Source organism: Psychromicrobium lacuslunae (assembly GCF_000950575.1).
In the GTDB taxonomy this organism is placed as follows: Bacteria; Actinomycetota; Actinomycetes; order Actinomycetales; family Micrococcaceae; genus Renibacterium; species Renibacterium lacuslunae.
Genome location: NZ_CP011005.1, coordinates 57,276 through 69,459, shown reverse-complemented (window position 1 = coordinate 69,459; position 12,184 = coordinate 57,276). Strand labels below are relative to the sequence as shown.

Annotated in this window: 13 protein-coding genes; 6 read left to right on the top strand and 7 right to left on the bottom strand. The window is 59.3% G+C overall.

The features are described from left to right. Positions 1-74: 74 nt before the first annotated feature. The 7 genes from UM93_RS00310 to UM93_RS00280 form a co-directional block, all read right to left on the bottom strand. Entirely contained in the window at positions 75-1,193 is a 1,119-nt protein-coding gene (locus UM93_RS00310) for a BMP family lipoprotein (RefSeq protein WP_422784943.1), read from the bottom strand. A gap of 347 nt (positions 1,194-1,540) precedes the next feature. Further along, on the bottom strand, positions 1,541-2,605 hold the full coding sequence (locus UM93_RS00305) for an LLM class flavin-dependent oxidoreductase (RefSeq protein ID WP_045072957.1): 1,065 nt from the start codon (positions 2,603-2,605) through the stop codon (positions 1,541-1,543). Further along, positions 2,598-3,626, bottom strand: coding sequence for an NADP-dependent oxidoreductase (locus tag UM93_RS00300; RefSeq protein WP_045072955.1), 1,029 nt, complete (start codon positions 3,624-3,626; stop codon positions 2,598-2,600). Before UM93_RS00300 ends, UM93_RS00305 begins: the two co-directional genes overlap by 8 nt. Beyond that, positions 3,623-4,051 (bottom strand): organic hydroperoxide resistance protein, encoded by a 429-nt coding sequence (locus UM93_RS00295; protein ID WP_045072954.1) that lies wholly within the window; start codon positions 4,049-4,051, stop codon positions 3,623-3,625. Before UM93_RS00295 ends, UM93_RS00300 begins: the two co-directional genes overlap by 4 nt. Positions 4,052-4,080: 29 nt before the next feature. Then, entirely contained in the window at positions 4,081-4,521 is a 441-nt protein-coding gene (locus UM93_RS00290) for a MarR family winged helix-turn-helix transcriptional regulator (RefSeq protein ID WP_045076628.1), read from the bottom strand. A 98-nt stretch (positions 4,522-4,619) separates the two neighbouring features. Further along, entirely contained in the window at positions 4,620-5,822 is a 1,203-nt protein-coding gene (locus UM93_RS00285) for an amidohydrolase (RefSeq protein WP_045072953.1), read from the bottom strand. 180 nt (positions 5,823-6,002) lie between these two features. After that, positions 6,003-7,172, bottom strand: a complete 1,170-nt coding sequence (locus tag UM93_RS00280; RefSeq protein ID WP_045072951.1) for a mannose-1-phosphate guanylyltransferase — start codon at positions 7,170-7,172, stop codon at positions 6,003-6,005. Positions 7,173-7,523: 351 nt separating this feature from the next. Between UM93_RS00280 and sdhC the strand changes: the two genes are divergently transcribed. The 6 genes from sdhC (at position 7,524) to UM93_RS00250 (ending at position 12,091) form a co-directional block, all read left to right on the top strand. Beyond that, positions 7,524-7,916, top strand: a complete 393-nt coding sequence (sdhC, locus tag UM93_RS00275; RefSeq protein WP_082057219.1) for a succinate dehydrogenase, cytochrome b556 subunit — start codon at positions 7,524-7,526, stop codon at positions 7,914-7,916. A 1-nt stretch (position 7,917) separates the two neighbouring features. Further along, positions 7,918-8,382: a succinate dehydrogenase hydrophobic membrane anchor subunit gene (locus tag UM93_RS00270; RefSeq protein ID WP_045072947.1), complete on the top strand. Its 465-nt coding sequence runs from the start codon at positions 7,918-7,920 to the stop codon at positions 8,380-8,382. Positions 8,383-8,424: 42 nt separating this feature from the next. Next, positions 8,425-10,188 carry a succinate dehydrogenase flavoprotein subunit gene (gene sdhA / locus UM93_RS00265; protein WP_045072946.1) on the top strand — a complete coding sequence of 588 codons (1,764 nt, stop codon included), beginning with the start codon at positions 8,425-8,427 and terminating at the stop codon, positions 10,186-10,188. Beyond that, positions 10,188-11,000 (top strand): succinate dehydrogenase iron-sulfur subunit, encoded by an 813-nt coding sequence (locus UM93_RS00260; protein ID WP_045072945.1) that lies wholly within the window; start codon positions 10,188-10,190, stop codon positions 10,998-11,000. The genes sdhA and UM93_RS00260 overlap by 1 nt, the downstream gene beginning before the upstream one ends. 211 nt (positions 11,001-11,211) lie before the next feature. After that, positions 11,212-11,841: an HNH endonuclease family protein gene (locus UM93_RS00255; protein ID WP_157874060.1), complete on the top strand. Its 630-nt coding sequence runs from the start codon at positions 11,212-11,214 to the stop codon at positions 11,839-11,841. Next, positions 11,831-12,091, top strand: coding sequence for a hypothetical protein (locus UM93_RS00250; RefSeq protein ID WP_045072943.1), 261 nt, complete (start codon positions 11,831-11,833; stop codon positions 12,089-12,091). The genes UM93_RS00255 and UM93_RS00250 overlap by 11 nt, the downstream gene beginning before the upstream one ends. Positions 12,092-12,184: the final 93 nt, after the last annotated feature.

Here is a 12,184-nt window from a genome sequence, read left to right as displayed (position 1 = left end):
ACTCTAGCACACGCTGAGCGCTGTCTACTGGACCGTTGATGGTTCAGCAGACAGCGCTCAAAGGTATTGGTTGCTTATTTAGGGCTAGCCGCGGATTCAACCTTGATGGTGCCCGAGATGATGTCCTTCTTGACCTGGTCGAGTTCCGACTTCACGTCAGCCGGAACCGTGGACTCAAGATCGTGGAAAGGTGCAATGTCAACGCCCTGGTTTTCCAAGGTACCGACGTAAGGAGTGGCGTCGAACTTGCCGTCCAGGTCAGCCTTGACGACCTCCTCAACGGCTTCCTTCATCTTCTTCACCACGGAGGTCAGGATGATGGACTTGTACTTCGGAGCGGTCAGGTAACCGTCGGAATCAACCCAGATCAGTTTGACGTCTTTGCCATTCTTATTCGAAGCGAGTACGGCATCGCCCGCACCGGTGCCGAGCGGCCCGGCGACCGGCATCACGACGTCAGCGCCTTCGTTGATCAGGTTCTGAGCGTTCTTGGTACCTTCCTGGATGATGTCGAAGGTGTTAGCAAAAGCGCCCTGCTGGCTGCTCTTGTTCCAACCGAGGACCTGAACATTCTTGCCTTTTTGCTTGTTGAAGTACTGCACACCGTCGTAGAAACCGTCCATGAAGATGGTCACGGTCGGGATCTTAATGCCACCGAAGGTGCCAACCTTACCGGTTTTGCTGCTGCCGGCGGCGGCGTAGCCGGCCAAGAAGGCGGCCTGCGCCGTGTTGTAGATGATCGGCTTCACGTTGGGAAGCTTGATCTGGTTGTCATCGATGATCGCGAAGTGAGCTTCTTTGTTCTTTTCCGCGGTGGACTTCGTTGCTTCGGAGAGCAAGAAGCCAACGGTGACGGTCAGATTGCAGTTGGCCTGCATCATCTGGTTGAGGTTCGGCACGAAGTCAGCCTGAGCTTTTGACTCCGCCTGCTTCACCTTAATGCCCAGATCAGTCTCGGCCTTCTTCATTCCCTCGTAGCTGGACTGATTGAACGACTGATCGTCAAAACCACCACGGTCAGAGACGATACAACCGGTGTAGTTCGGGTTTGACTGCGCACTGCCGCTGCCAGATGCGCTCGGGTCGCTGCCCGGTGCGGCACCACAGGCGGTCAGTAACAAGGCGGCTGCGGTGAGGGTTGCGGTGCCAATAGTGGCCCCGCGAACCGCAGTGCGTCGCGACAAATTCTTCAATTTTCCTCCAGAAAGTCCCAATTTAAGATGCGAGTCCACAGGAAGTCTCAATGAGTGGCCGTTCCCCCTGGCGCGATGCGTCAGAAGCATCTCTGTTTTCACTGAATGCCTTCGTGGTGTTACGCCTGGGCCCTTACTCAGGAGAGTCCCCCGACTAAGGTTGGCGCAATAATCACCTTATCTTAGTGTGACGAGGCCCACTGAGAAAAACCCACCTACCACTTCGGAACGCATTGTTGGGAATTCGTTACCAACTATGAGCCCCGCGCGAACGCTAGGAGCGAGTCCCCCGCTCGTTCTCAGCGCACGGGAGGGCAGGTTCACCGTCACCAGGATGGAATCAGTGATTACCAGTTCCGTGCGAGCGCTTCTAGGGTATTGATCCGGTCTTCAACCTCGTAGGTGTAGCCGGTAACCATCAGTTCATCGGCTCCGGTCTCGGCGACCAGAGCGCGCAGTTCCGGAATCACCGTTTCCGCGGTGCCGACTGTCTTGATCGCTGGCAGATTCTTCATCGCGGCAAGCTCAGCCTCGCTGAAGACTCGTTCTGCCGCTTGCTCCGGGGTGACGATCGGCCCGAGCATGCCGGTGCGCAAAGCTAGGGCCTGCACCCGACTAGGCCCGGCCAGGAATTCCGCCCGTTCCTGACTTTCCGCGATCAAAGCGCTGGTAGCGATCATTACGTGTGGCTCCGCTAACACCGCCGAGGGTTGGAAGGAGCGACGGTAAAGGTCGACGGCGGCCAGCGCATCGGGAGCAAAATGGTGCGCATAGCTGTAACGCAGCCCGAGCATGCCTGCCATCTGCGCGCTATAACCTGATGAACCGAGCAACCAGATCTCTGGATAAGACTCGGCATTCGGTGTTGCCGCCAACGAAGCCCGCGGTCCCCGGAGGGAAGAATCAGCCTCCATGAGCTCCGGTCGAACATCGCCCAGCATCGCCATGGTCTCCATCACGTGCAGCGGAAAGTCCTCGATGCTCATCGCACCCCCAGAGGGAGAGTAATGCCGCCTTAGGGCTTGTGCAGTGAGGCCGTCGGTGCCAGGTGCCCGGCCAATACCAAGATCTATCCGTCCCGGGTGCAGGGCCTCTAATAACGCGAATTGCTCGGCGACCACCAATGGAGCGTGATTGGGCAGCATCACCCCGCCGGAGCCAAGCTTAATTCGCTCGGTGGCAGCGGCAAGGTGCGCCATTAAGACCGGCGGATTAGTGGACGCCACAGCGGGCATATTGTGGTGTTCGGCCACCCAATAACGGGCATAGCCCAGCCGATCAGCAGCCTGCACTAAACGGGTGGAGGCGGCGAGCGCCTGCGCAGAACTGCGTCCCACCCCCACGCTGGCCAAGTCCAGCACCGAGAGCGGGACCTTAGTTTCGTGGGCGTGGGGCGCAGCTGCTTCAGTCAAGGGTGATGACCATCTTTCCGGTATTGGCGCCGCCGAGCATATCGATGAAGGCTTGCGCAGTGTTCTCAATACCGTGCACAACGGTTTCTTCGTAGCGAATCTTCCCGTCCGCCAGCCACGGTGCAATCAGAGCGGCGTATTCATCCGCATACTGCGCGTAGGAACCGACGATGAAGCCACGCAGCGTGAGTTGCTTACCAATGGCAAGCGCCAGATTGCGAGGGGCGGTTGGTGCCTCGGTACTGTTGTACTGGCTGATTGCTCCACACAAAGCCACCCGGCCAAAGGGATTGAGCGTCGAAATGGCCGCTTCGAGGTGTTCGCCGCCGACATTGTCGAAATAGACATCAATGCCGGTGGTTCCCGCCGGAGCCTCCGCTAAGGCCGCTCCGAGTTGATCCTTCACCGGGCCGTCGTGGTAATTGAAAGCCGCATCGAAACCTAGCTCCAGCAGCTTGGCTACCTTTTCGGCGGAGCCCGCACTACCGATAACCCACGAGGCTCCCATTGCCTTAGCGATCTGACCAACTAAGGACCCTACCGCTCCAGCCGCGCCAGAGACGAAAACAACGTCACCTGCTTTAAAATCAGCTACTTTTACCAAGCCCGCATAAGCGGTCAGCCCGGTCATCCCCAGCGCACCGAGGAAAGCCGTTTCGGGCGCCAGCGAGGCGTCGACCTTCTTGACCGATCCGGCGTCAAGCACCGCATATTCACGCCAGCCCAGGCCATGCACCACGATATCCCCGGCGATCAGACCCTCGGCCCGACTGGAGATCACTTCACCAACCGCACCGCCTTCGAGCGGTTGGTCAAGTTGGAACGGCGGCACATATGATTTCACGTCGTTCATCCGGCCCCGCATATACGGATCAACCGAGATGGCATGGTTCTTTACCAGCACCTGACCTTCGCCCAGCTCGGCTAGCGGCGCCTCGGCTAGCCGGAAGTTCTCCAGCGTCGGCCATCCCTCAGGTCGCGAGGCGAGTTCAAACTGCTTAGTGCTCGTCGGCAGGCTCATGCGGCTACCTCGGCAACGTTCAGTTCGACCTCGATATTGCCGCGGGTGGCGTTGGAGTAGGGGCAGACCTGGTGAGCTGCCTCGACCAAAGCCTGAGCGGTGGCAGCCTCGACCTTGGGCAGCGAAACGTCAAGCTGGACCGCTAGGCCGTAACCGCCCTGACCATTCGAGCCAATGCTCACTTTCGCCAGCACCGTCGAGTCGGAAACGTCAGCCTTCTGGCGCCGGGCTACCACGCGCAGCGCCGAGTGGAAACAGGCACCATAACCAGCGGCAAAGAGCTGTTCCGGGTTAGTCCCCTCACCACTGCCGCCCATCTCGACGGGGGTAGCTAAGGTAACCTCAAGCTTGCCGTCCGAGGTGCGAGCCTGACCGTCACGGCCATCTCCACTAGCTAGGGCTTCTGCTGTGTAAAGCGCTTTCATGATGCTCCTACTTGTTTCTCGATGAATTTTTAGTTGGCTGTTATTTGGCGCACCGAGGCATTGAGTTTGCCTAGAGTGGCGCACAGTTGCTGAAGTTCTTCGGGGCTCACCCCGGATGCCTCGGCAAGTCTTTGTGGAATCAGGCTGGCCCGTTGCCGCAAGGCGACGCCGTCCTCGGTGAGTTCGATTTCCACTCGTCGTTCGTCCTCTGCCGAGCGGCGGCGACGAATCAGGCTCGCCGTTTCCATCCGCTTGAGCAGCGGCGAAAGAGTGCCCGAATCGAGCTGCAGGGCCTCACCTAGCTCGTTGACGGTGGCCTGGTCCCGCTCCCAGAGCAGCAATAGCACCAGGTATTGCGGGTAGGTCAGCCCGAGCTCTTCGAGCATCGGCCGATAGAGAGCGGTGAAGGAACGCGATGTTGAGTACAGCGCAAAGCACACTTGGCTTTTAAGGACTTGTCTTTCGCTCATATAAACACAGTAGACCACAATTAAATTGTGCACAACTCAATTACCTATTGAACTCCAGCTGAACGCTGCCATGCAGCGCTCAGCAAGGCATTCCTCAGCTAGCGTAGATCGCGAATGGTGCGCAGCGCTGCGGCCGCGAGGACCCTAATGCCGTTGGCCAAGGCGTCCTCGTTCACGACATAATCACCGCGATGCAAGTCATACACTTCCCCACCCGGAGTGTGCGTGCCCAAGCGCATCATGGCGCCAGGGATGTCCTGCAGGAACCAGGCGAAATCCTCGCCGCCCATCGACTGCGGAGTCAACACCACTGCGTCTTCGCCGAGCTCAGCCCGCGCCGCCGCTTCAATGATCGCGGTTTCGTGTTCCGAGTTGACCACCGGTGGCACACCACGAATATGTTCAAGGTGTACGTCGACCCCGTACGGCGCGGCAACCTGCTGAACCACATCGTCGAGCAGTTCCCCGGCCGAATGCCAAGCATCACGATCGAGGCAGCGCATGGTGCCAGCCATAAAACCATTAGCCGGGATCGCGTTGGGGGCGGCCCCCGCCTGAATCTGGCCCCAGACCACCGAGACTCCGCTGCGTACATCGACCCGGCGAGAAAGCACGGCGGGGACATTGATGGCGATCTGAGCCAGCGCGAAGACCAGATCTTCGGTCAGGTGTGGTCGTGAGGTATGCCCGCCGCGCCCGGTCAACTCGATCTTAATGGTGTCCGAAGCCGAGGTGATCGAGCCAATTCTGGTGCCCACCTTCCCCACTTCGATCCGCGGGTCACAGTGCAGGGCCATAATCCGAGGTACCCCTTGTAGCGCGTCCTGAGCAATGCAGTCGAGCGCGCCGCCGGGCTGCATCTCCTCGGCGGGCTGGAAGATGATCCGGATCGTGGCGCCGAGCGGATCTTTGCGATGCATCGCATCCAGCACCAAAGCAATGCCGAGCATCGTGGTGGTGTGCACATCGTGACCGCAGGCGTGGGTCACGCCGTGGTTGGTGGAGGCAAAGGCGAGGCCGGTCTCCTCGATCACCGGCAGCGCATCAATATCGCCGCGCAACGCGGTGGCGATCGGGCCCTCACCGATGTCGATAATGACTCCCGTGCCCTCCAAACGCCGCGGCTCAAGTCCCGCCGCGCTGAGTCTTTCCACCAGCTTGTCGGTGGTGCGATGCTCCTGGCGGGAAAGTTCCGGGTGTGCATGCAAATCACGACGGAATTCCAAGAGTTCCGGGAGCAGAGGTTCCAGCCAGGGGCCAATTGCTTCGGTCGGTTCCGCCTCATGGGAGTAGTTACGCACAACGAAACTCTAGCGACTGGAGGTCATTTCACCGGTAATGAGCAGGAATTCGACGTAATCACCGTGTAACAGGCAATCGTCCTCAATCCCCCGTGAGTTCGCGGGTACCTCTCGGATTCGCTAGTAATTACTAGCGAATCCGAGACTAAACCACGAACTCGGCGGACGGGCACAACCGAGTTAGAGCACGTCCATATCGCCATTGGCCTTGAGCGCGTCGACGGCGGCTTTGACTCGTTGGGCGTGCGCAGTGGTGGTCACCAAGAGCGCGTCCGGGGTGTCGACTATCACCACGTCGTCGATGCCGATCAGCGCGATCACTCGTTTGGTATCGGTCACTACAACACCGGAAGCATCCTCGGTGAAAACTCGGGCACCTTCACCCAGCACAGTGACGTCGTCGACCTCGTTAGCACTGTTCAACCGACCAATAGCGGCAAAGTCGCCGACGTCATCCCAGCGGAACGCGGCTGGGATGACCGCAACGTCACCGGCCGCTGCGGCCGGCTCAGCAACCGCGTAGTCAATCGCAATCTTGGGCAGCGTCGGCCAAATTCGAGCGGTGACCTCCCCGCGCTGATCGGTATCCCAAGCCTCGGCGATCTCATTCAGGCCGGCGTACAGCTCGGGCTCATTCTTTTCCAGATGCTTGAGCATCAGCGCCACCGGGGCGACGAACATGCCCGCGTTCCAGCTGAAATCGCCGCTCTTCAGGTATTTTTCAGCGGTAGCCTGATCCGGCTTCTCGACGAACTCCACCACCGAGTGGGCATGCGGTGCGCCGGCGACCGAAAGAGCCTCACCGATCCGGATATAGCCGAATCCGGTGGATGGATGGCTCGGCTCAATGCCGATGGTAACGATCTTGCCTTCCGAGTCCTCGGCAGGGGCGGCGGTCAAAATAGCCTCGCGGACCGCAGCCTGAAAGGTTTGGTCGGGGCTAATCACATGGTCAGCCGCAAAGGAACCCATGATGATCGAGGGATCCCGGCGGTGCAGGATGGCGGCGGCCAAGCCAATCGCGGCCGCCGAATCCTTCGGCTCACTCTCCAGCACCAGTTCGGAGTCTGGCACCTCGGGCAGCTGATGGCAGACCGCTTCGCGATGCGCCACCCCGGTCACCACCATCATCCGGTCCCCGGCAAGCGGGTGCAGTCGATCGTAAGTTGCCCGCAATAAAGTACTGCCCGAACCGGTCAGATCATGCAGAAATTTAGGTGCGGCGGCCCGGGAAAGTGGCCAGAGCCGAGTGCCCACGCCGCCCGCTGGAATTACCGCGTGAAAGTTTTCGAGCGCGGTCAGTTGGCTGGGAGTCAGCGCCGGGGTATCGGTTGAGTCATTGGAAGTCATTGCGGATAACTTTAGCCCACCAAGCACTCCCCCGCCCTGATATCCGCTCACACCCTAAGGCTTGAGTGTCGAGTTGTGGGGCCTAAAACTGGGTTTTAGGCCCCACAACTCGACACTCGACGGGAAAAGAGGAGGGTAAATCGGTGGCTAAGGTACGGAGATGAGCTGCAACACGGTGGCTTGTGATCTGCTGCACAGAGCAAGGGAAGCCTAAGTTGAGTAAGCTGTGAGCGAAGCCTAGATTTAGGCTTGAGCTAGCTGAACTAGCGCAACTGCGGCGAGCTATTTGTCGAGCGCGATTTGCCGCTCAGTAAGAGTTGCGTGCAGTTGCATTACCGGGAGGTTTATTCAGTGCCGACGAAACCAGCTGGCACCCTATATCGCGGCCACGAGGGCATGTGGTCTTGGGTGGGACATCGTGTTACCGGTGTGGTGATCTTTTTCTTCTTATTGGTGCACGTCCTGGACACCTCCTTGGTGCGGGTCTCACCGGAAGCCTATGACGCCGTAATCGGCACCTATAAGAACCCGTTGATGGGACTCGGCGAAGCAGCTCTGGTAGCGGCCATCGTGTTCCACGCCTTCAACGGCATTCGAATCATTCTCGTTGATTTCTGGAAGAAGGGGCCCAAGTACCAGCGTCAGCTGCTCTGGGGTGTGCTCGGCCTCTGGGTTGTCACCATGGTTCCCTTCCTGATCCGCCAATTGAGCATTGTGCTCCCGCCACTCTGGGGAGGTCACTAAAATGACGACCATTGAAGCTCCGCGGAGCGGACGCAGCAAAGTCAATTACAAGCGCAATAAGGGCTCGGGCTCCAAGTTCGAGATGTTCGCCTGGCTCTTCATGCGGCTCTCCGGCGTTGTGCTGGTGGTGCTGATCTTCGGCCACCTATTCGTGAACCTGATGGTTGGCGAGGGCGTGCACGCTATCGACTTCGGCTTCGTGGCCGGTAAGTGGGCCAGCCCGTTCTGGCAGATCTGGGATCTGTTGATGCTCTGGCTCGCGATGCTGCACGGCACCAATGGCGTCCGCACCATCATTAACGACTACGCCGAGAAATCCGGCACTCGGATCACTCTCAAGACGGTGCTCTACATTGCCACCGTGGTGATCATCACGCTCGGCACCCTGGTGATCTTCACCTTCGACCCCTGCGTCGTCGGCGCCGACGGCGTGCCGCTACCGGGCAGCTTCTGCCCCGCCCCCTAATTTCTCTTCGATTTTCTTTTTTGCCTCTCAAGGAGTGGTTGCATGCAGGTCCATAAGTACGATGTGGTGATTGTCGGAGCCGGCGGCGCGGGTATGCGCGCTGCTATTGAATCCGGCCAACGCGCTCGAACCGCCGTGCTGACCAAGCTCTACCCCACCCGCTCGCACACCGGTGCCGCCCAGGGTGGCATGTGCGCCGCACTGGCGAACGTTGAGGAAGACAACTGGGAATGGCACACCTTTGACACCGTCAAGGGCGGCGATTACCTGGTTGACCAAGATGCCGCCGAGGTAATGGCAAAAGAGGCAATCGACGCCGTGCTGGATCTGGAAAAGATGGGCCTGCCGTTCAACCGGACCCCGGAGGGCCGGATCGACCAGCGCCGCTTTGGTGGCCACACTCGCGACCACGGCAAAGCGCCGGTACGTCGTGCTTGCTACGCTGCCGACCGCACCGGTCATATGATCCTGCAGACCCTGTATCAAAACTGCGTCAAGCACCAGGTTGAGTTCTACAACGAGTACTACGTGCTCGACCTGCTCACGGTGGAGGATGCCGACGGCCAGAAGCGAGTCGCCGGCGTGGTCTCCTACGACCTGGCCTCCGGTGAACTGCATGTCTTCCAGGCCAAATCGGTGGTTTTCGCTTCCGGTGGCGCAGGCAAAGTATTCAAGACCACCTCGAATGCGCACACCCTGACCGGCGACGGGATGGCAATTGCCTTCCGCCGCGGCATCCCGCTGGAGGACATGGAGTTCTTCCAGTTCCATCCGACCGGTCTGGCCGGGCTCGGCATTCTGCTCTCCGAAGCCGCGCGTGGCGAGGGCGCCATCCTGCGTAACTCGGACGGCGAGCGTTTCATGGAGCGTTATGCCCCCACTATCAAGGACTTGGCGCCGCGAGATATTGTCGCCCGGTCGATGGCCAATGAAGTGCGCGAAGGCCGTGGCTGCGGCCCGAACAAGGATTATGTGCTGCTGGATCTGACGCACTTGGAACCCGCTCACATTGATGCCAAGCTGCCCGATATCACCGAGTTCGCCCGCACTTACCTCGGCGTCGAACCCTATACCGAGCCGGTTCCGGTCTTCCCCACCGCGCATTATGCAATGGGCGGCATTCCGACCAACATTTCCGCCGAGGTCTTGCAGGACAACGACACTGTGATCCCGGGTCTCTACGCCGCCGGTGAGGTGGCCTGCGTTTCGGTGCACGGCTCCAACCGGCTCGGCACCAACTCACTGCTGGATATCAACGTTTTCGGCAAACGCGCCGGTATTGCCGCCGCTGAATACGCCAAGACGGCTGATTTTGTTGAGTTGCCGGAAGACCCGGAAGCCTACACCGTCTCCCTGCTGGAGCACGTGCGTAACTCCGATGGCGGTGAGAAGGTTGCCGCGATCCGCAAGGAACTGCAGGACACCATGGACGCCAATATGCAGGTGTTCCGCTCCGCCGAAACCCTGGATCAGGCGCTTAAGGACATTGCTTCACTCGAGGAGCGTTACTCCCGGATCACCGTGCAGGACAAGGGCAAGCGTTTCAACCTTGATCTACTCGAGGCCGTGGAACTCGGTTTCTTGCTTGAACTGGCCAAGGTGATGACTGTTGCGGCTCTGCACCGTCAGGAATCCCGCGGCGGTCACTTCCGCGAGGACTTCCCGGACCGCGACGATGAGAACTTCATGAAGCACTCAATGGCTTATCTGGATAACGGTGCCGAATCAGAGCACATTGCTGGCATTCGTTTGGACACCAAACCCGTCATATTCACCCGCTACGAGCCCATGGTGAGGAAGTACTAATGACAACCGCGATTGAGACCGCCGAAACCGCCCCGGAACCGGCATCAAAGGTTACTTTGCCTGCCAGTGTGGGCGGCGGTGGCGAAATCCCCACCTTCGATATCACCCTCAAGGTGCGCCGTTACAACCCTGAAGCAGGCGGACCCGACGGCGAGGAGGCGCACTGGGATGAGTGGAAGCTCACCATGTACGGCACCGACCGGGTGCTTGATGCGCTGCACAAGGTGAAGTGGGAGCACGACGGCTCGCTGTCCTTCCGCCGCTCCTGCGCACACGGTGTCTGCGGCTCGGATGCGATGCGAATCAATGGCCGGAACCGCTTGGCTTGTAAGACGCTGCTGAAGGACCTGGACACCAGCAAGCCGATCACCGTGGAGCCAATCAAGGGTCTGCCGGTGGAAAAAGATCTGATTGTGGATATGGAGCCGTTCTTCCAGTCCTACCGTGAGATCATGCCGTTCTTGATCAACAAGGGCCATGAACCGACCAAGGAACGCCTGCAGTCCGCCGAAGAGCGCGAACGTTTCGACGACACCACCAAGTGCATCCTGTGCGCCGCCTGCACCTCGAGTTGCCCGGTGTTCTGGACCGACGGCCAGTACTTCGGACCGGCAGCGATCGTGAATGCACACCGTTTCATTTTCGACTCCCGCGATGACGCTGGAGATATGAGGCTGGAGATCCTGAACGATAAGGAAGGCGTCTGGCGCTGCCGGACCACCTTCAACTGCTCGGAAGCCTGCCCGCGTGGCATTCAGGTCACCAAGGCCATCTCAGAGGTCAAGCAAGCCATCCTGAGCCGCCAAATCTAGCTCTCCACCACCCGCCGAGTTCGTGGTTTAGTCTCGGATTCGTTAGGAATTACTAGCGAATTCGAGACTCTACCACGAACTCGCGGTGTTTAACCGGGAACCCCCAGCTTGCGTTGTGGCCAGCGTCGTCAGACGTTCAACTGCCCGTCACCTGGACTGAATAATTTGGAAACCGCTTTGCCCGTTTCGGAATTACCTCAGCAAAGGACCTATGATGCTCAAACGCCTCGGCTTCGTGATCGGCGCCCTGCTCGCCCTGATTCTCTTCATCCCGGTGGGAGCGGCAAACGCTGTGCTGCCGACGCTGCCCTCGGTCGCCACCTCCCAGCAATCGCTCAACGCGCTCACGGTGGCGGCGGAGGGCCCGATGACCGGTTATTCTCGTTCGGAGTTCCCTACCTGGATCACCATTTCCGGAACTTGCGACACTCGCGAGACGGTGCTCAAGCGGGATGGCAAGAACGTGGTGACAGATTCGGCTTGTAAAGCGACCTCGGGGAGCTGGACGAGCGCTTACGATAATGTCACGATCACCGATTCCTCATCGCTCGATATCGATCACATGGTGCCGCTAGCTGAGGCTTGGCGTTCCGGTGCCGCAAACTGGAGCATCGATGACCGGAAGAAGTTTGCCAACGACCTGACTCGGCCGCAACTGCTAGCGGTTTCTGCTTCCGCTAACCGCTCCAAGGGCGATCAGGACCCGGCACAGTGGATGCCCACGAACTCCAGCTTCCGCTGCGACTACACAAAGGCCTGGATCGCGGTAAAGTCCTACTGGAATCTCACCATTGATAGCGCAGAAAAGTCGGCACTACAGAAGGAACTCAATGCCTGCTGAGGTCTTTTCCACAGTCCTTAAGGTCGCCCCGGGCGGAATTATGACCGATGAGGTCGGCGTGATCACCGGGGAGGTAGAGATTGAATCCTCGCTGGATGATACTGCGCCCTCGCCGCGAGCCGTGGCGCGGTGTCGTTACGATCAGGCCAACGAATGGTACTCAATCACCGATGCCGCACGTTCCCTGGACTCTGCCGAGCAACTCCAGGACTTCCACCAAACCCTGGTAGAAAAGTTCCAAGCAGGCTGAACCAGACCCATAGCCAGCACCTGCGCCCGCCGTCTACCCAGTTGTCCCACTGAATGTTTCTACTGTGACCGAAGTGCTCCCCAAGAGTGCACT

What these genes read in the sequence shown, in the direction of transcription:
- UM93_RS00300 (WP_045072955.1), bottom strand. Translation starts at nt 3,626, where the DNA reads ATGAGCCTGCCGACGAGCACTAAGCAGTTTGAACTCGCCTCGCGACCT.
- UM93_RS00295 (WP_045072954.1), bottom strand. Translation starts at nt 4,051, where the DNA reads ATGAAAGCGCTTTACACAGCAGAAGCCCTAGCTAGTGGAGATGGCCGT.
- UM93_RS00290 (WP_045076628.1), bottom strand. Translation starts at nt 4,521, where the DNA reads ATGAGCGAAAGACAAGTCCTTAAAAGCCAAGTGTGCTTTGCGCTGTAC.
- UM93_RS00280 (WP_045072951.1), bottom strand. Translation starts at nt 7,172, where the DNA reads ATGACTTCCAATGACTCAACCGATACCCCGGCGCTGACTCCCAGCCAA.
- UM93_RS00270 (WP_045072947.1), top strand. Translation starts at nt 7,918, where the DNA reads ATGACGACCATTGAAGCTCCGCGGAGCGGACGCAGCAAAGTCAATTAC.
- sdhA (WP_045072946.1), top strand. Translation starts at nt 8,425, where the DNA reads ATGCAGGTCCATAAGTACGATGTGGTGATTGTCGGAGCCGGCGGCGCG.
- UM93_RS00260 (WP_045072945.1), top strand. Translation starts at nt 10,188, where the DNA reads ATGACAACCGCGATTGAGACCGCCGAAACCGCCCCGGAACCGGCATCA.
- UM93_RS00255 (WP_157874060.1), top strand. Translation starts at nt 11,212, where the DNA reads ATGATGCTCAAACGCCTCGGCTTCGTGATCGGCGCCCTGCTCGCCCTG.
- UM93_RS00250 (WP_045072943.1), top strand. Translation starts at nt 11,831, where the DNA reads ATGCCTGCTGAGGTCTTTTCCACAGTCCTTAAGGTCGCCCCGGGCGGA.